General features: G+C 65.6%; 14 protein-coding genes and 1 pseudogene. 10 read left to right on the top strand and 5 right to left on the bottom strand.

Annotation, left to right across the window (positions count from 1 at the left end):
- Positions 1-136: 136 nt before the first annotated feature.
- On the bottom strand, positions 137-1,645 hold the full coding sequence (locus AC1Q6E_RS11635) for a CoA-acylating methylmalonate-semialdehyde dehydrogenase (RefSeq protein ID WP_152798012.1): 1,509 nt from the start codon (positions 1,643-1,645) through the stop codon (positions 137-139).
- A 119-nt stretch (positions 1,646-1,764) separates the two neighbouring features.
- On the opposite strand from AC1Q6E_RS11635, the gene AC1Q6E_RS11630 reads away from it, so the two are divergent.
- On the top strand, positions 1,765-2,697 hold the full coding sequence (locus tag AC1Q6E_RS11630; RefSeq protein WP_152798013.1) for a LysR family transcriptional regulator: 933 nt from the start codon (positions 1,765-1,767) through the stop codon (positions 2,695-2,697).
- Positions 2,698-2,705: 8 nt separating this feature from the next.
- On the opposite strand, the gene AC1Q6E_RS11625 is transcribed toward AC1Q6E_RS11630, so the two are convergent.
- Positions 2,706-3,173, bottom strand: coding sequence for an Lrp/AsnC ligand binding domain-containing protein (locus AC1Q6E_RS11625; RefSeq protein WP_152798014.1), 468 nt, complete (start codon positions 3,171-3,173; stop codon positions 2,706-2,708).
- Positions 3,174-3,305: 132 nt separating this feature from the next.
- Between AC1Q6E_RS11625 and AC1Q6E_RS11620 the strand changes: the two genes are divergently transcribed.
- The gene (locus AC1Q6E_RS11620) at positions 3,306-4,730 is read left to right on the top strand and encodes a D-amino acid dehydrogenase (protein WP_492572766.1); all 1,425 of its coding nucleotides are present in this window, start codon (positions 3,306-3,308) and stop codon (positions 4,728-4,730) included.
- Here AC1Q6E_RS11620 and AC1Q6E_RS11615 read toward each other — a convergent pair.
- Positions 4,613-5,419: pseudogene (locus AC1Q6E_RS11615) on the bottom strand (NAD-dependent protein deacetylase); the annotation flags it as partial. The gene AC1Q6E_RS11620 and the pseudogene AC1Q6E_RS11615 overlap by 118 nt on opposite strands.
- Before the next feature lie 434 nt (positions 5,420-5,853).
- Here AC1Q6E_RS11615 and AC1Q6E_RS11610 point away from each other — a divergent pair.
- The 5 genes from AC1Q6E_RS11610 (at position 5,854) to AC1Q6E_RS11590 (ending at position 11,063) form a co-directional block, all read left to right on the top strand.
- Positions 5,854-6,522 carry a response regulator gene (locus AC1Q6E_RS11610; protein WP_152798016.1) on the top strand — a complete coding sequence of 223 codons (669 nt, stop codon included), beginning with the start codon at positions 5,854-5,856 and terminating at the stop codon, positions 6,520-6,522.
- A 62-nt stretch (positions 6,523-6,584) separates the two neighbouring features.
- Complete coding sequence (locus AC1Q6E_RS11605) at positions 6,585-7,958, top strand: sensor histidine kinase (protein ID WP_152798892.1); 1,374 nt, start codon at positions 6,585-6,587, stop codon at positions 7,956-7,958.
- A 122-nt stretch (positions 7,959-8,080) separates the two neighbouring features.
- The gene (locus AC1Q6E_RS11600; protein ID WP_152798017.1) at positions 8,081-9,076 is read left to right on the top strand and encodes a Bug family tripartite tricarboxylate transporter substrate binding protein; all 996 of its coding nucleotides are present in this window, start codon (positions 8,081-8,083) and stop codon (positions 9,074-9,076) included.
- Between the two features lie 17 nt (positions 9,077-9,093).
- On the top strand, positions 9,094-9,531 hold the full coding sequence (locus tag AC1Q6E_RS11595) for a tripartite tricarboxylate transporter TctB family protein (RefSeq protein ID WP_152798895.1): 438 nt from the start codon (positions 9,094-9,096) through the stop codon (positions 9,529-9,531).
- Positions 9,528-11,063, top strand: coding sequence for a tripartite tricarboxylate transporter permease (locus AC1Q6E_RS11590; protein WP_296556839.1), 1,536 nt, complete (start codon positions 9,528-9,530; stop codon positions 11,061-11,063). The genes AC1Q6E_RS11595 and AC1Q6E_RS11590 overlap by 4 nt, the downstream gene beginning before the upstream one ends.
- A gap of 45 nt (positions 11,064-11,108) precedes the next feature.
- On the opposite strand, the gene AC1Q6E_RS11585 is transcribed toward AC1Q6E_RS11590, so the two are convergent.
- The gene (locus AC1Q6E_RS11585; protein WP_152798018.1) at positions 11,109-12,275 is read right to left on the bottom strand and encodes a methionine aminotransferase; all 1,167 of its coding nucleotides are present in this window, start codon (positions 12,273-12,275) and stop codon (positions 11,109-11,111) included.
- Positions 12,276-12,370: 95 nt separating this feature from the next.
- Between AC1Q6E_RS11585 and AC1Q6E_RS11580 the strand changes: the two genes are divergently transcribed.
- Together AC1Q6E_RS11580 and AC1Q6E_RS11575 are read left to right on the top strand one after the other, a co-directional pair.
- On the top strand, positions 12,371-13,408 hold the full coding sequence (locus tag AC1Q6E_RS11580) for an AbrB family transcriptional regulator (RefSeq protein WP_152798019.1): 1,038 nt from the start codon (positions 12,371-12,373) through the stop codon (positions 13,406-13,408).
- Positions 13,409-13,649: 241 nt separating this feature from the next.
- Positions 13,650-13,856 (top strand): cold-shock protein, encoded by a 207-nt coding sequence (locus tag AC1Q6E_RS11575; protein WP_087840420.1) that lies wholly within the window; start codon positions 13,650-13,652, stop codon positions 13,854-13,856.
- A 210-nt stretch (positions 13,857-14,066) separates the two neighbouring features.
- On the opposite strand, the gene AC1Q6E_RS11570 is transcribed toward AC1Q6E_RS11575, so the two are convergent.
- Positions 14,067-15,062, bottom strand: a complete 996-nt coding sequence (locus AC1Q6E_RS11570) for a D-2-hydroxyacid dehydrogenase family protein (RefSeq protein WP_296556838.1) — start codon at positions 15,060-15,062, stop codon at positions 14,067-14,069.
- Between the two features lie 202 nt (positions 15,063-15,264).
- Here AC1Q6E_RS11570 and AC1Q6E_RS11565 point away from each other — a divergent pair, with 202 nt between their 5' ends.
- Complete coding sequence (locus AC1Q6E_RS11565; protein WP_296556837.1) at positions 15,265-17,130, top strand: phosphoenolpyruvate carboxykinase (GTP); 1,866 nt, start codon at positions 15,265-15,267, stop codon at positions 17,128-17,130.
- The last annotated feature ends 175 nt before the right edge of the window (positions 17,131-17,305 follow it).

The following is a 17,305-nucleotide window of genomic DNA, read 5'->3' as shown; positions in this document are numbered from 1 at the left end:
CATCCTGGGTCTGGTGGGGTTATCTCGGTGCGGAGCACCGCATGCTTGCCTTGATCCAGGGCACCGCGGATCCGGCTCCGCCGGTCCGCCAGTGCCGCCCCCTGGGGGGCGCCCGAAGGGCGTAGGGGGGGGTCTTCTACTTAGCCGTAGGCATGGCGAACTCGGCACCCTTCTCGATGCTGCTCGGCCACCGCTGCATGATGCTCTTCTGCTTCGTGTAGAAGCGCACCCCTTCCTCGCCGTAGGCATGCATGTCGCCGAACAGCGAACGCTTCCAGCCGCCGAAGCCGTGCCAGGCCATGGGCACGGGAATCGGTACGTTGATGCCCACCATGCCGACCTGGATGCGGCGGCCGAATTCGCGCGCCACGTTGCCGTCGCTGGTGAAGCAGCTCACGCCGTTGCCGAATTCGTGCGCGTTGATCAGCTCGACCGCCGAACCGAAATCGGGCACGCGCACGCACGACAGCACCGGGCCGAAGATCTCTTCGCGATAGATGCGCATCGCGGGCGTGACGTGGTCGAACAGCGTGCCGCCCATCCAGAACCCGCGCTCGCAGCCCGCGCCGGCCGAGGCCGCGTCGAAATGGCGTCCGTCCACCAGCAGTTGCGCGCCTTCCTCCACGCCAACGCCGATGTAGTCGCTGATGCGGCGATGCGCGCCGGCATGCACGATGGGGCCCATCTCGGCGTCCAGTTCCATGCCGTTCTTGACCTTCAGCGCATGGGTGCGCTCGATCAGGCGCGGCATGATGCGGTCGGCCACGTCGCCCACCAGCACCGCCACCGAGATCGCCATGCAGCGTTCACCTGCCGAGCCATAACCCGCGCCCACCAGCGCATCCACCGCAACGTCCAGATCGGCGTCGGGCATGACCACCATGTGATTCTTCGCGCCGCCCAGCGCCTGCACGCGCTTGCCGTTGCGCGCGCCGGTCTCGTAGATGCTTTGCGCGATGGGAGTCGAGCCGACGAAGGACACCGCGGCCACGTCGGGATGGGCCAGCAATGCATCCACCGCTTCCTTGTCCCCCTGCACGACGTTGAACACGCCGTCGGGCAGGCCGGCTTCCTTGAGCAGCTCGGCCATCATCAGCGACGGCGTCGGATCGATGGGGCTGGGCTTGAGCACGAAACTGTTGCCGGCGGCGATCGCCACCGGGAACATCCACATCGGCACCATTACCGGGAAGTTGAACGGCGTGACGCCGGCCACCACGCCCAGCGGCTGGCGCAACGTCCAGTTGTCCATCCCGGTGGAGACCTGGTCGGTGAACTGCGTCTTGAGCAATTGCGGAATGCCGCAGGCGAACTCGACGATGTCGATGCCGCGCGCGACCTCGCCCTGCGCATCGGTGAATACCTTGCCGTGCTCGGCCGTGATCGCGCGGGCCAGCTCGTCCTTGTGGCGGTTCAACAGCTCCAGGAAACGGAACATCACGCGCGCCCGGCGGATGGGCGGCACGTCGGCCCAGGCGGGGAAGGCGCGGCGGGCGCTGGCGACGGCGGCATCGACGTCGGCGGCACTGGCCAGCGCCACCTGGCTGGAGACGGCACCCGTGGCGGGATTGAAGACGTCGGCGACGCGCGATCCCTGCGCGGGCATCTTGCGGCCGTCAACCCAGTGGACGATGGAAGCGGACATGGCGGTCATCCTGAAAAGAAAAAATCGAGGATCCCAGTCTAGGGCCGCGCGGCCGATTGGATAAGCCGGCCGAAGCCGATTAAAGTGTTCAATATATTGAACAATCCGAATGGAAAAAAATGGCTGCCGACATCATCGGGCCCTGGGTCGCCGACATCCACCTGCTGACCGTGCTGGCCGAGACCCGCAGCTTCACCCAGGCGGCGCGGCGCCTGGGCCTGTCCAAGGCCTCGGTCAGCATGCGTATCGGCGCGCTGGAACGCGCGGCCGGCGTACCGCTGGTCCAGCGCACCACGCGCTCCGTGGTGCTGACCGACGCCGGCCGGGAGCTGGTGGCCGACGCCGCGCCGGCGTTCGAGCGCATCGACGCCGGCTTCACCGCGGTCAAGGACCTGTCCGGCACGCCGCGCGGCACGGTCCGCGTCACCGCCCCCGTGGCGCTGGGCCGGCAGCATATCGCGCCACGGCTGGCGGCGTTTTTCCGCAGCTATCCCGATGTGCGCATCCACCTCGACCTGACCGATCGCTTCGTCAATCTCGCGCAGGAAGGCTACGACCTGGCCATCCGCCACACGGCCGCCGCGCCCGAAAGCTATGTCGCTTGGCCCTTGTGCGAAACCCGCTCGCTGCTGGTGGCCAGCCCCGTCTATCTGCGCCGGCGCGGCACGCCCAGGCACCCGCGTGACCTGGCGGGCCACGACTGTGTGCTGTACCTGGGGCCGGGCGCCGACACCTGGACCTTTGTCGCCGCCGACGACACCCAGGCCGAAACGATGTCGGTGCCCGTGCAAGGGCCGCTGAAGGCCAACAACAGCGAGGTGCTGCGTGACGCGGTGCTGGACGGACTGGGCATCGGCCTGTTGCCCGATTTCAGCGCGGCACCCGCCATGCGCCGGCTCAGGCCGGTGCTGCCGGGCTGGCGCGTGCAGGGCTTCTTCGGCAACCAGCTGTATGCGCTTCGCCCCTGGGCGCCGCGCGTGCCTCGCGCGGTGCAATGCTTCGTCGAATACCTGCGGGAATCCATGGCTCAGGGCTTTCCCTTGCCAGAATAGGGAACGGCCTAGCGGTCCACCGGCAAGACCAGGCTTTCCTTCACTTCCTCCATCACCACGTAGCTGTGCGACTCGGCTGCCACCGGCAGCTTTTTCAGGACGTCGCCGAGCAACCGGCGGTACTCGCGCATGCCGCCCAGGCGCGCCTTGACCAGATAGTCGAAGTTGCCCGAAACCAGATGGCACTCCAGCACATCGGGCACGTGCAGCAGTTCCTGCCTGACCTTGTCGAAAATCTCGCCCGACTTCGAGGCCAGCTTGATCTCGACGAACACCAGCAAGGACTTGCCCAGCGCCGCCGGAGACAGGTGCGCGTGATAGCCGGTGATGACTTTTTCGCGCTCCAGGCGCCGGACCCGTTCCGAACAGGGCGAGGCCGACAAGCCGACGCGCTCGGCCAGCTCCGTCATGGAAACACGGCCTTCCCGCTGAAGAATGTCGAGGATTTTCCTGTCGGTGCGATCGAGCTCGTGCATTTCACTTCGCTCCCCGGGGCTTGCCGGGGACCTTTCAGTTGAAACCATTGTCTAACCTGTTAATTTTGGTGAAATCCACTGGATTCACCTTCATATACTAGCTGAATACATAAACGATACAGGGATTTTTCCATGAAGGTGATCGTTCTCGGTGGCGGCGTGATCGGGGTCGCCAGTGCCTATTACCTGGCCCGCGCGGGGCTGGAGGTCACCGTGCTCGATCGCCAGGCCGGACCGGCGCGGGAAACCAGCTTCGCCAACGCCGGACAGGTCTCTCCCGGCTATTCGACGCCCTGGGCCGCGCCGGGCATTCCCTTGAAAGCAGTCAAATGGATGTTCCAGCATCACGCTCCGCTGGCCATCCGCCTGGACGGCAGCCTGTTCCAGTTGCGCTGGATGGCGCAGATGCTGCGCAATTGCTCCGCCGGACGCTATGCGGTCAACAAGGAACGCATGATGCGGGTGGCCGAGTACAGCCGGACCTGCCTGCGGCAGTTGCGCATGGAAACCGGCATCCAATATGAACAGCGGACGGGCGGCACGCTGCAGCTCTTCCGCACCCAGGCCCAGCTCGATGCGGCCGGCCGCGATATCGCGGTGCTGGAAGAATGCGGCGTACCGTTCGAGCTGCTGGGCCGGAACGAACTCGCCCGGGTCGAACCCGGCCTGGCGGCCGCCACCGGCAGGCTGGCCGGCGGACTGCGCCTGCCCAACGACGAGACCGGCGACTGCCATCTCTTCACGCGGGCGCTGGCCGGCATCGCCCGCACGCTGGGCGTGGACTTCCGCTACGAACAGGCGGTGGACGGCCTGGTGGTCGAGGGCGGACGCATCGCCGGCGTGCGCGCCGGCGGCCGGATCCTGGCCGCAGACCGCTACGTCATGGCCTTCGGCAGCTACTCGCGCGGCATGCTCGAACCGCTGGGCCTGGACCTGCCGGTCTACCCGGTCAAGGGCTATTCACTGACAGTACCGCTGATCGATCCCACGCGCGCACCGCAATCCACGGTGCTGGACGAGACCTACAAGATCGCCATCACCCGTTTCGACCACCGCATCCGGGTCGGTGGCATGGCCGAGCTGGCCGGCTACGACCTGCGCCTGGATGCGCGCCGCCGGGCCACGCTGGAACACGTGGTGAACGACCTGTTCCCCGGCGGCGACCTGGCGCGGGCAAGCTTCTGGACCGGCCTGCGTCCCATGACGCCCGACAGCACGCCCATCGTCGGCGCGACACGCTACCCCAACCTGTACCTCAACACCGGACACGGCACGCTGGGCTGGACGATGGCCTGCGGGTCGGGCCGCCTCATCGCCGACCAGATCAGTGGACGGCGGCCCGAGATCAGCACGGACGGCCTGGCCATCGAGCGCTATGCGGCCCGCATTCGCGGCGCGCACACTCCGCATCACGCCGCCGCGCGGCCCTCCAGCATGAAAGCCAGCGCCTCGGCGCAGGACTGCTCCACTTTCAGGGCCAACAAGTCGTCGGCGCGCGTACGTCCCAGATTGACCGCGGCGACCGGCAGGCCGGCCTGCGCTCCGGCCCGCACATAGCGGTAGCCGGAATGCACCATCAGCGACGAGCCCACCACCAGGATGGCATCGGCCTCGTCCAGCGCGCGCAGCACCGCCGCCACCCGGGGCGCGGGGACCTGTTCGCCGAAGAATACGACGTCCGGCTTCAGGATCCCGCCGCAGGCGGGGCAGGGCGGCACGGCAAAACCTGAGAAATCCGCGGTCTCCAGATCGGCGTCGCCGTCGGGCGCATCGGCCGCGTCCAGCGCGACCCAGGCCGGATTCACGGTTTCCAGCCGCTGCTGGAACACCGTGCGCGGCTCGCGGTGCGCGCACTGCATGCACCGGACCTCGTCCAGCCGGCCATGCAAGTCCACCACCAGGCGGCTGCCCGCCGCCTGGTGCAGGCCATCGACGTTCTGCGTCACCAGCAACCGCACTCTTCCGGCGGCCTCCAGCCGCGCCAGCGCATGGTGGGTGTCGTTGGGCCCGGCCTTCCCGAAGCGCCGCCACCCGATCATGCTGCGGGCCCAGTAGCGCGCACGAGCCAGTCCGTCACGCATGAAGACCTGGAAGTCGATGGGCGGCGTGCGTTTCCACTGGCCGTCGGCATCGCGATAGTCCGGGATGCCCGAATCCGTGCTGCACCCGGCGCCGGTCAGAATAAACAGGCGCTCGTGCCGGTCGACGAACGCGGCCAGGGCGGCGGAAGAAGCGGATACATCCATGAACGGCTCCAGGCAGGCGACCAGGATACCCGATGGATGCATTTCCGGGCCTGTGGATAAGCTCCAGGAAGCAGGGGTGTGCACACCGTGTTGAGCCTTTGTGGATAACTTCGCTTTTGTTCCCATCCGAAAAACTTGTCCAATTTCCGGGTACACCATGTGGACAAGGTTATCCACATGCCTAAAAATTAGGCAACACATTGAATCGAAAAGGTTTTTTGGATCGGCCAAAGTTATCCACAGGCTCCTATTAACTACTACGAATTGAATAGATAGTTTTAGGATAAAGCTCAAACATCTTTTTTTCCTACCGCGACGAAGGCCGCAAGCGGCCGGCTGCGCCGCTGCGCGGACGCAGGTTGACCACGCCCGGTCGAACACCTAGCATCCAGGCGTCCCATCCTTACAAACAAGCAAGGAGCACTCGATCCACCATGCGCATCCTGTTGGTCGAGGACGAACCCGAACTGGCCCGGTGGTTGTCAGGCACACTGGCCAGGCATGCCGGCTTTGTCGTGGAATGGGCCAATGACGGCGTGGTCGCGGAAAAACGGTTGCAGGTCGAAGACTTCGACGCCATCGTCCTCGACCTGGGACTGCCCGGGCTGGATGGGCGGACATTGCTGGCCAGGCTGCGCGCCCGCGACGACCGCACGCCTGTCCTGATATTGACTGCGCGTGATTCACTGACGGAACGAGTCACTACCCTGCAAGAAGGCGCGGACGATTTTCTGCCCAAGCCCTTCAACGTGACCGAGCTGGAAGCCAGGCTGCTGGCGCTGATACGGCGTAGCCGGGGCCGCGAACATCCTCGATTGGCCTGCGGATCGCTGGTTTTCGATCTGGCCGCCCAGAAATTCCTGCTCGACAATCAGCCTCTGGCCCTGTCGCCTCGTGAATACGCGGTACTGCGGGCCCTGATTCAACGCAGCGGCGAACCCATGACCAAGCAGCAGATACTGGACCGGGTGTTCGACGATGACCACGATGTGGGACTCGATGCCATCGAAGTCATTGTTCATCGCCTGCGCAAGCGCCTGGGCGAAACCGGCGTGCGCATCGTGACCCTGCGTGGACTGGGCTACTGCCTGGAGCCCGCGTGACGGCTGTCTCGTCCAAGGAGCGTCTCCCGCGCCGCCCGCGGCGGCGCAGCCTGAAGTCGACACTGCTGTGGTGGTTGCTGCCCGTACTGGCCGTCGTGGCTGGAGGCGGCCTGTGGTTGTCGGTCAAGCTGCTGGACGACTTGACCAATGCCGCCTACGACCGTTCACTGGCAGGAGCCTTGCGCGCCATCGACCTGAACATATCGACAGAAAGCGGCGGGTTGGCGGTGGAGTTGCCCTACCGGCTCCTGCAATTCTTCGAACTGACCGCCAGTGGCAATGTGTATTTCCGGGTATCCACCGAGGACAACCTGACCGAGATCGGAAATCCCTCGCTTCCCATGCCGGCTCACCCCTTGGCATCGGGACGGGCGGAATTCTTCAATGCCGAATACTTCGGCGAGCCGGTGCGCGTGGGCGTATTGGCTCGCCGGCTCGATCCCCCGCTGTACGGTGCGCAGGACCGCCAGCGGGTAGTCATCCAGGTCGCGGAAAGCATCGAGTCGCGGGCAGGTTTTACCCGGGCCGTGCTGATGCGCGCGATCGAGCGTGACGCGCTGCAGATATTATTGAGCGCGATCCTGCTGACCGGCGGCGTGATCATCGCGCTGCGGCCGCTGGTACGGCTGAGTGAAGAAATCGACGCGCGCGACCCCGACGACCTGCGTCCGGTGGACGACAGCCAGGTACCGGCCGAGGTGCAGCCCCTGGTTTCAGCGATCAACCGGCATATCGCGCGGCACGATGCCCAGGCGCGCGCGCAGCGCCAGTTCCTGGACGACGCGTCCCATCAGTTGCGCACGCCACTGACCGTGCTCAAGACCCAGGTGGATTTCGCGCTGCGCGAGAACGATCCGCAGGCGGTCCGCCAGGTATTGCAGGCCATGCATGCCGGCGTGGACCGCTCCATACGCATGGCCAACCAGATGCTGGCGCTGGCCCGCGTCCATGACGCCTCGCTGGCCGAGGGCGGCCTGCCCTTCGCGCGGATAGACCTGGTCGAGCTGGCCGGGGAATGCGTGCGCAGCCTGTTGCCGGCCGCGCGCGCCAAGCAGCTGGACTACGGCATAGAAGCGCCGGAAGCACCGCTGTGGATGGCGGGTTCTACCGTGCTGCTGCGCGAAGCCGTGCTCAATCTTCTGGACAACGCCATCCGCTACTGTCCAGAGCGGGGCGTGGTGACGCTGACCCTGTCGAGCGGGCCCGAGCAACTTGTCCTGCAGGTCGAGGACAGCGGTCCGGGCATGCCCGTATCTGATATCGAGCGGGCCGGCGTGCGTTTTCGCCGGGGAGAGTCCGGCAAAGGCAAACCCGGCGCCGGCCTGGGACTGGCGATCGCGCAGCGGATAGCGGGTCTGCACAAGGGCAGGCTGGTGCTGGAAAACCGGGAACCAGGAACCGGCCTGCGGGCATCCCTGGTTTTCCCCAGGTCTTGAATGTTGCTTTGCAGCATGAAAAGAGGGGGAATTGAAAGCCGATTGAAAGCGCCGCGTTCGTACAGTCGCCTCGGAGCGGTCAGTCAGCCGCGACATCCACAACAACGATATGGAGGTGACTGATGAAACCCACAGTCCGACTGCGGGCCGCGGCGTGTGCCGTGGCCATGGTTTTCGCGGGATTGGCCGCGCAACCGGCGGCTGCCGCCCCCGAGCGGCCCGAGTGCATCGCGCCCGCCAAGCCGGGCGGCGGTTTCGACCTGACCTGCAAGATCGCCCAGAGCGGCCTGCAGGAAGGCAAATATCTGAACGCCGCGATGCGTTCCGTGTACATGCCCGGCGGCATCGGGGCCGTGGCCTACAACACCATCATCGCCCAGCGGCCGGCCGAGGCCGGCACCATCGTGGCTTTTTCGGGCGGCTCGCTGCTGAACATCGCGCAGGGCAAGTTCGGCCGCTATACCGAGTCCGACGTGCGCTGGGTGTCCGGCATCGGCACGGACTACGGCGCGGTCGTGGTGCGCAAGGACTCCCCCTGGAAGGATCTCAAGGGGCTGATGGCCGCGATCAAGGCCGATCCCACCAAGGTGGTGTTCGGCGCGGGCGGTACCATCGGCAGCCAGGATTGGATGAAGGCGGCGCTGACGGCGCGTGCCGCCGGCATCGACTACAAGACCATGCGCTTCGTGGCCTTCGAGGGCGGTGGCGAGAGCCTGACGGCCTTGCAGGGCGGCCACGTGCAGGTGTATTCGGGCGATGCCGGCGAAGTTGCGTCGGTACTGGACGCCGGCGTGCCCATCCGGATCCTGGCGGTGTTCTCCGATCAGCGCCTTCCGGGCCGCCTGGCCGACGTTCCCACCGCGAAGGAACAGGGTTTCGACATCCAGTGGCCCATCATTCGCGGTTTCTACGTGGGGCCGAAGGTCGCGGATGCCGACTACCAGTGGTGGGTCGCTACCTTCGACAAGATGATGGCCACGCCGGAATTCGCGAAGTTGCGCGAAGAACGCGGCTTGTTCCCGTTCAATAAGACCGGCAAGGATCTGGACGCCTACGTCAAGCAACAGGTTGCCGAGTACCGCAAGCTGGCCGACGAATTCGGACTGGTGCGTAAATGAGCGGCGGCCGTGTCGTGTTGAACGACCGGCTCCTGGGAACGGCGGCGCTGGTTTTCGCCGCCGTGATGGTGTGGCAGGGCTACGGGCTCGAGGCGCCTTTCGCCTATGAGCCGGTGGGCCCGCGCGCCTTTCCCATGTTGCTGTCGCTGATCATCGGCCTGTGCGGCCTGTGGCTGGCCGCCAAGGGCGGCAACCCGGTCGAGTCCGTGGCGGCGGGCGTCAAGGGGCGTGTCGTCGCGGTATCGGTGGCGCTGGCCGCCTATGCCTTCCTGTTCCAATGGCTGGGCATCGTCCTGGCCACCTTCCTGATGAGTCTGCCAGTGGGCCGCGCGTTCGGCGGATCGTGGCTCAAGACTGGCATCACCGGCCTGGCGCTGGGCGTGGCCGTGTTTTTGCTTTTCGACAAGGTGCTGGACGTGGTGCTGCCCACCGGCCTGCTGGGAGGCCTGCTGTGAACGATATCTTCGGCCATCTGGCCACCGGTTTCTCGGTCGCGCTGACGCCGCTCAACCTGCTCATCGCGGCCATCGGCTCCTTCATCGGCACCATCGTCGGCGTGTTGCCCGGCCTGGGGCCCATCAATGGCGTGGCGATCCTGATGCCGCTCGCTTTCGCGATGCAACTGCCGCCGGAAAGCTCGCTCATCCTGCTGGCCGCGGTCTACATCGGCTGCGAATACGGCGGACGCATCAGTTCCATCCTGATCAACGTGCCGGGCGAGGCCTCGGCCATCATGACGGCGCTGGACGGCTATCCCATGGCGCGCCAGGGCAAGGCCGGCGTGGCCTTGTCGATCTCGGCCTGGAGTTCCTTCGTGGGCTCGGCCGTGGCTACCGTCGGCATCGCCATCGCCGCGCCCTTGCTGGCCCGGTGGGCGCTGGCCTTCGGGCCGGCGGAATACTTCGCGCTGATGGTGTTCGCCTTCTGCTGCCTGGCGGGACTGATGGGCGAGCAGCCGGTCAAGGCGTTGCTGGCGGCCGCCGTGGGCCTGGCCCTGTCGACGGTGGGCATAGACGAGAACTCGGGCATCTATCGCTACACCTTCGACTCGCTGCACTTGAGCGATGGCATCCAGTTCGTGGTGGTGGTGATCGGCCTGTTCTCCGTCAGCGAGATGCTGCTGCTGCTGGAACAATCCGTCACGGGCAACGTGGCGGTCAAGCCCACGGGGCGCACCCTGTTCAACATGCGCGAACTGGCGATCACCTGGTGGGGGACGGTGCGCGGATCGCTGATCGGTTTCGTCGTGGGCGTGCTGCCAGGCGCCGGCGCCACGGTGGCCTCGGCCATGGCCTATTCGACCGAGAAACGCCTGGTCGAGCAGTCCGATCCGGAAGGCGCGCATTTCGGCAAGGGCGACATCCGCGGCCTGGCGTCCCCCGAGGCTGCCAACAACGCGTCGGCCACCGGTTCCTTCGTGCCCATGCTGACGCTGGGCGTGCCGGGATCGGGCACCACCGCGGTGATGATGGGCGTGCTGGCGCTCTACAACATCACGCCCGGGCCGGCATTGTTCGAGCAGCGGCCGGAGATCGTCTGGGGCCTGATCGCGTCGCTGTTCATCGGCAACGTCATGCTGCTGGCGATGAACATCCCCATGGTGGGCGTGTTCGCGCGCATGTTGTCGGTGCCGACCTGGGCGCTGGTGCCCTTTATCGTGACGGTGAGCGCGATCGGCGTGTACTCGGTGCATGCGACCACTTTCGATCTCGTGATGATGGTGGCGCTGGGCGTGGTGGGCTATCTGCTGCGCAAGATGTCGGTGCCCATGGCGCCACTCATACTGGGGCTGGTGCTGGGCAACATGATGGAGCAGAACCTGCGCCGGGCGCTGTCCATCACCAATGGCGACACGGCCATCCTGTGGCAAAGCCCCGTCAGCATCGGCTTGTGGCTGTGCGCGGCGGCGGTGCTGGTGGTCCCGGTGACGATGCGCGTGCTGGCACGCCGCCGCGCAGGGGCGTCAGAACCCGCTACGTCGGCCTAGGCGGCGCGGGCGGCGGGCATGCGGGCATCGCGCCCGCATGCCGCGTCAGACCCGCTCCAGGCGCTCCAGCGCCGCGTCCAGCGTGCTGTCCTTCTTGGCGAAGCAGAAGCGCACCAGTTGCCGGTTCGAGGCCGGCGCGTCCGGATCGGCATGGAAGGCCGCGATGGGAATGACCGCCACGCCGTGTTCGGTGGTAAGCCAACGCGCGAATTCACTTTCTGGCGCATCGGATATCGCGCGGTAGTCGGCCAGCAGGAAATACGTGCCCGGGCAGGGCAGGGTGCGAAAGCGCGTCCGCTTCAAGCCGGCCTCCAGGCGATCGCGCTTGGCCTGGTAGAAGGCGGGAAGCTCCAGATAATGGCGGGGATCTTCCAGGAACGCGGCCAGCGCGTACTGCATGGGGGTCGAGACCGCGAACACCATGAACTGGTGGATCTTGCGGAATTCCGCGGACAGGGCGGCGGGCGCGCAGCAATAGCCGATCTTCCAGCCGGTGGCGTGGAAAGTCTTGCCGAACGACGAGATCAGGAAACTGCGGGCCGCCAGCGCCGGCCGGCGCGCGATGGACGCGTGGCGGCGGCCGTCGAACACGATGTGTTCGTAGACTTCGTCCGATATCAGTACGATGCCCGTGCCGGCCAGGAGGCGCTCCAGCTCGTCCAGATCGCCATCGTCCAGGACCGCGCCGGTGGGGTTGTGCGGGAAATTGATCACGAGGGCCCGGGTGCGCGGCGTGACGGCGCGCCGGACAGCGTCCCAGTCCGGCCGGTAGCCGGGGACTTCGGGCGTGGGCGCGAGCAACTGCACCGCGATCGGCGTGGCGCCCGCCAGACGGATGGCCGGCACGTAGGAATCGTAGTTGGGCTCCAGCACGATGACCTCGTCGCCCGCGCCGGCCACCGCCAGGATGGCGGTCATCAGCGCCTGGGTGGCGCCGCTGGTGATGGTGATCTCGGTTTCGGGGTCGTAGGCGGCGCCGTACAACGACCGTGTCTTGGCCGCGATGGCGGCGCGCAGCGCCGGGATCCCGGGCATGGGGGCGTACTGGTTGTGGCCCCTGGCCATGGCGGCGTCGACCTGGGCCAGCAGGCCGGCGTCGGGGTCGAAATCGGGGAAGCCCTGGCCCAGGTTGATGGCCTGCGTTTCCGTGGCCAGCCGGCTCATGACCGTGAAGATGGTGACGCCGACGTCCGGCAGTTTGGAATTAATCATCAGCTTGCTTTGGCCTTGGATGTACCATTCGTCTTCATCGGATCAGTCTACCTCCACCCGTCCACCGGCGGCCACGCCGGCCTGCCACGTTTCCCATGCTTGTTCGTCTACTGCTAGGTTTCGCCATTGCGCTTTGCGGCTCGCTGCTGGCGGTCGCGCTCCATACCCCGCTGCCCTGGATGCTGGGGGCGTTGGTCGCCACGGCCGCCACCAAGATCGCCGGGGTGCGGTCCCGGAGCCGGACGGAATTGCGCTATGCGGGCCAGTGGGTGATAGGCGTGGGCCTGGGCCTGTATTTCACGCCCATGGTGGTCGACGAGATTGCGGGCAACCTGCTGCCGCTGTTGCTGGGTGCCGTGTTCTCGGTCGCCGCGGGGCTGGCCGGCGCCTGGTTTCTCCAACGTGCCGGCGGCGTGGAATTCAGCACGGCCTACTTTTCGTCCACCATAGGCGGCGCGGCGGAGATGGCCAATCTGTCCGACCGCTACGGCGGCAAGGTGGCCCTGGTCGCATCGGCCCATAGCTTGCGTATCCTGCTGGTCGTCGTCCTGGTGCCGCTGGCTTTCCGGATGTCGGGCGTGACGGGCAGCGGCCTTTTCGCGCCCGCCATGACCGCGGTGGATCCCGCCGGCCTGGCGGCGATGTTCGCGCTGGGCGGCGGTGGCGCGCTGCTGGCCCAGCGGGTCAACATTCCCAATGCCTGGGTGCTGGGACCCATGGCGGTCACCATCCTGCTGACATCCAACGACATGGCCTTGTCGGCGATGCCGACCTTCATGCTGAATGCGGCGCAATTGCTCATCGGCTGGTCGCTGGGCGACCGCTACACCCCTGATTTCTTCCGTACCGCCCCGCGCTTCATGGGGCTGATCCTGGTGTACACCCTGGCCGTGATCATGCTTTCGGTCGGACTGGGACTTCTCATGGCGCCGCCCAGCGGCATCCACCTGCCGACCCTGATCCTCGGACTGGCGCCCGGGGGCATCGCCGAGATGTGCATCACCGCCAAGGTGCTGCAATTGGGCGTGCCGCTGGTGACGGCGTTCCAGGTATTCCGGCTGGCCTTCGTGCTGCTGATCACTCCACCGCTATACCGGGGTTTGCTTATGCGTTTTCCGGCGTTGCGGGACTGATTTCGAAGGGTCGGCCCATGGTGGTTTGGGCCTGTTGCGTGGCGTGTACATGGCATTTGCGACACGCTTGCTAAATATTATTGATTCGCAAAGTGCGCGCGGGTATGCTGCGATTCGCAGTTGAATTCAAGCAGCACGCAAGTCCCGTCTGCCATTTGCGGATGTCCGCCATTACCGCATTTCAGTTCGTGTCGGCGTTCTTGGTTCTATTGCATTGTTTATTGATTAGAGGACGCCGAACATGGCACAGAAGGGCAAGGTCAAATGGTTTAACGCGGACAAGGGATTCGGCTTCATCACGCCGGACGCCGGTGGTCCCGATGTGTTCGCTCACTTTTCCGCCATTGTCGGCCGCGGCTACCGCAGCCTGGCCGAAGGGCAGGAAGTCGAGTACGAAGTCAAGGACGGCCCCAAGGGCCCCCAGGCTTCCGACATCAAGCCGCTGTAATCAGCCGCTTATGCGTGGGGCGGCGTATGCCGCGCCACGCTTTCCCATCCCGCTAACCAGTGGGATGGGTTTGTTTTTTTCTGCGTTTCCTGCTTGTGGAACGCACGCCGCACACTCAAGCACACCGACCTGTGCCAGCCTGGCCGCCCTCCCGGGCGTTGCGGATCGGCTTCGCCGGTCCGCCCGCGCGGCTCTCAAGACGGGCGCCCGTCAGCGCGTAGAAGGGGTAACGAGATTTTTGGGTTCCCCCGCCGCCCAAGCCAGGATGTTCTCGAACGCAACCCTGAAATAGAGGTTGTAGCTGTTGTTCTCCACGAAGCCGATGTGCGGCGTGCAGATGACATTCTCCATGCGCAGCAGCGGGTGCCCCTGCAGGATGGGCTCGCTTTCGAAGACGTCGATCGCCGCCAGTCCCGGCCGGCCCCGGTTGAGCGCCAGGACCAGCGCATCGGGTTCCACCAGTTCCGCCCGCGAAGTATTCACGAACAGCGCCTCGGGCCCCATGCGCTGCAGGTCCGCCAGTTTGACGATGCCGCGGGTTTCCTCGCTCAGTTTCAACAGCATGCACAGGACCCCGCTGGCCTCGAACAGCGCTTCCTTGCTGGAGGCCGTTTCCAGGCCATCGGCGCGTGCCCGTTCCAGGGTCGATTCCCGGCCCCACACCATGACCTTCATCCCGAAAGCCTTGCCGTAACCGGCAATGATCTTGCCGATCTTGCCGTAGCCGAACAGGCCCAGGGTGCTTCCATGCAAGGTGCGGCCCAGGCCGAAGTTGGGCGGCATGGACGATGCTTTCATGCCGGATTGCTGCCACGCACCATGCTTGAGGTTTGCAGCATATTGAGGAATTCGCCTCATCGCGCTCATAATGAGCGCCCACGTCAGTTCTGCCGGCGCGATAGGCGAGCCGACTCCCTGGGCGACGGCGATCCCGCGCTCGGTGCAGGCTTCCACGTCGATGTGCGACCCGACGCGCCCGGTCTGGGAAATCAGCTTCAACTGAGGCAATTTGTCCAGCAGGGCGCGGGTGATGGGCGTACGCTCACGGATCAATACCAGTGTTTCCGTGTCGCGCAGCCGGACGGCCAATTGGCCCAGCCCCTTGACCGTGTTGTTGTAGACCTTGATGTCGTGGCCATCAAGCAGGCTGAAGCAGTCCAGCTTGCGGACCGCGTCTTGATAGTCGTCCAGTATCGTTATGCGCATGGGCTTTCCTTCGATCAGTCGCGATGGTAGTCCAATTGGTATTGTGAGCGGTAGCTGCCAACGGTAACGGACCCTTTCTTCCTGGAAGCTTTTGGCGGAAAGGGGTGGGGTATATTAAGTTAAAGTCCGGCCGGGCCAATCGATGCCCGGCTCATTATTTACATCATGATCAGTCGCCCCAGCGTCGAGGAGAATGTCACCAATGAACGCCGTGCCTAAAACGTCGATTCCCAAACAACTTTCGGCGCTCGATGCTCCAGACTGGGTACGTCACGAACGATTGAAGGCCTGGGTGGCCGAGGTCGCCGCGCTGGCGCAGCCCGATCGCATCGAGTGGTGCGACGGTTCGCAGGAAGAATACGACCGCCTGTGCGGGCAGATGGTCCAGGCCGGCACGCTGCGCCGCCTGAACCCCGCCAAGCGTCCCAATTCCTATCTGGCCTGGTCCGACCCGTCCGACGTGGCGCGTGTCGAGGATCGCACCTTCATCTGTTCCGAACGCAAGGAAGACGCCGGCCCCACGAACAACTGGGTGGACCCGGCGGAAATGCGCGCGACGCTGGACGGCCTGTTCGCCGGTTCCATGCGCGGCCGCACCATGTACGTCATTCCCTTCTCGATGGGGCCGCTGGGCTCGCCCATCGCGCAGATCGGCGTCGAATTGTCCGATTCGCCCTATGTCGTGGCCAACATGCGCATCATGACCCGCATGGGCCGCAAGGTGTATGACGTGCTGGGCGCCGATGGCGTGTTCGTTCCGTGCGTCCACACCGTGGGCAAGCCGTTGGCCAAGGGCGAGGCCGATGTGACCTGGCCCTGCAACGATACCAAGTACATCGTCCACTATCCCGAGACCCGCGAAATCTGGTCCTTCGGGTCGGGCTACGGGGGCAACGCGCTGCTCGGCAAGAAGTGCCTGGCGCTGCGCATCGCCTCCAAGATGGGCCGCGACCAGGGCTGGCTGGCCGAACACATGCTCATTCTGGGCGTCACGTCGCCCGAGGGCAAGAAGATGCACGTCGGCGCGGCCTTCCCCTCGGCCTGCGGCAAGACCAACTTCGCGATGCTGATTCCGCCGGCTTCGCTGCCGGGCTGGAAGGTCACCACCATCGGCGACGACATCGCCTGGATCAAGCCGGGTCCCGACGGCAAGCTGCGCGCCATCAATCCCGAGGCCGGCTACTTCGGCGTCGCGCCCGGCACCAACGAGAAGACCAACTTCAACTGCATGGCGACGCTGCGCGAGAACGTCATCTTCACCAATGTCGCGCTGACCGATGACGGCGACATCTGGTGGGAAGGCATGAGCGAAGCTCCCGCCCACTGCATCGACTGGCAGGGCCAGGACTGGACGCCCGAGATCGGCAAGGCCACCGGCCGCAAGGCTGCGCATCCGAATGCCCGCTTCACCGTCGCCGCCGACCAGAACCCCGCCATCGATGCCGAGTGGGACAATCCCGCGGGCGTGACCATCGATGCCTTCGTGTTCGGCGGTCGCCGCTCGACCACCGTGCCGCTGGTGACCGAGGCCCGCAATTGGGTCGAAGGTGTCTACATGGCTGCCACCATGGGTTCGGAAACCACGGCCGCCGCCACCGGCAAGCAGGGCGTGGTGCGTCGCGATCCCTTCGCGATGCTGCCATTCTGCGGCTACAACATGAGTGACTATTTCAGCCACTGGCTGCAACTGGGCGCCAAGCTCGAGTCGACCGGCGTGCGCCTGCCGGCCATCTTCTGCGTGAACTGGTTCCGCACCGACGACAACGGCAAGTTCGTCTGGCCCGGTTTCGGCGAGAACATGCGTGTGCTGAAGTGGATGCTCGAGCGGATCGATGGCAAGGCCCAGGGCGTGGACCACGTCTTCGGCGTCACGCCCTCCTACGGCGACCTGACCTGGGACGGCCTGAATTTCACCCGCGAGCAGTTCGATCGCATCACCGCCATCGACACGCAGGCCTGGAAGGAAGAACTGCGCCTGCACGACGAGCTGTTCGACCTGCTCAAGCAGGGATTGCCGAACGAACTGGTGGAGGTCAAGCAGCGCCTGTCCACGCGTCTGCAAGGCTGAGTCTCGCTCGCTTGCCGGGCGTGTAACTGCCCCGGCTTGCGATGCCCGGCCCCGATGCCCGCCCTGGGCGTCGGGGTTTTTTCATTGCCGGGCCGCCCCAAGATGAAAAAGCACCCCCTCGGGGGGCAGCGCCGCCGCGAAGCGGCAAGCGTGGGGGCTTTTTTTCATTGCCGGG

The organism is Pigmentiphaga sp. MLSB6-MA01, from assembly GCF_058793475.1.
This window is presented reverse-complemented; position numbering and strand designations above follow the sequence as displayed.

Bases quoted from the DNA above. Each gene is read 5' to 3' on its own strand.
- AC1Q6E_RS11635 (WP_152798012.1), bottom strand. From the start codon at position 1,645: ATGTCCGCTTCCATCGTCCACTGGGTTGACGGCCGCAAGATGCCCGCG.
- AC1Q6E_RS11630 (WP_152798013.1), top strand. From the start codon at position 1,765: ATGGCTGCCGACATCATCGGGCCCTGGGTCGCCGACATCCACCTGCTG.
- AC1Q6E_RS11625 (WP_152798014.1), bottom strand. From the start codon at position 3,173: ATGCACGAGCTCGATCGCACCGACAGGAAAATCCTCGACATTCTTCAG.
- AC1Q6E_RS11620 (WP_492572766.1), top strand. From the start codon at position 3,306: ATGAAGGTGATCGTTCTCGGTGGCGGCGTGATCGGGGTCGCCAGTGCC.
- AC1Q6E_RS11610 (WP_152798016.1), top strand. From the start codon at position 5,854: ATGCGCATCCTGTTGGTCGAGGACGAACCCGAACTGGCCCGGTGGTTG.
- AC1Q6E_RS11600 (WP_152798017.1), top strand. From the start codon at position 8,081: ATGAAACCCACAGTCCGACTGCGGGCCGCGGCGTGTGCCGTGGCCATG.
- AC1Q6E_RS11585 (WP_152798018.1), bottom strand. From the start codon at position 12,275: ATGATTAATTCCAAACTGCCGGACGTCGGCGTCACCATCTTCACGGTC.
- AC1Q6E_RS11580 (WP_152798019.1), top strand. From the start codon at position 12,371: ATGCTTGTTCGTCTACTGCTAGGTTTCGCCATTGCGCTTTGCGGCTCG.
- AC1Q6E_RS11575 (WP_087840420.1), top strand. From the start codon at position 13,650: ATGGCACAGAAGGGCAAGGTCAAATGGTTTAACGCGGACAAGGGATTC.
- AC1Q6E_RS11570 (WP_296556838.1), bottom strand. From the start codon at position 15,062: ATGCGCATAACGATACTGGACGACTATCAAGACGCGGTCCGCAAGCTG.
- AC1Q6E_RS11565 (WP_296556837.1), top strand. From the start codon at position 15,265: ATGAACGCCGTGCCTAAAACGTCGATTCCCAAACAACTTTCGGCGCTC.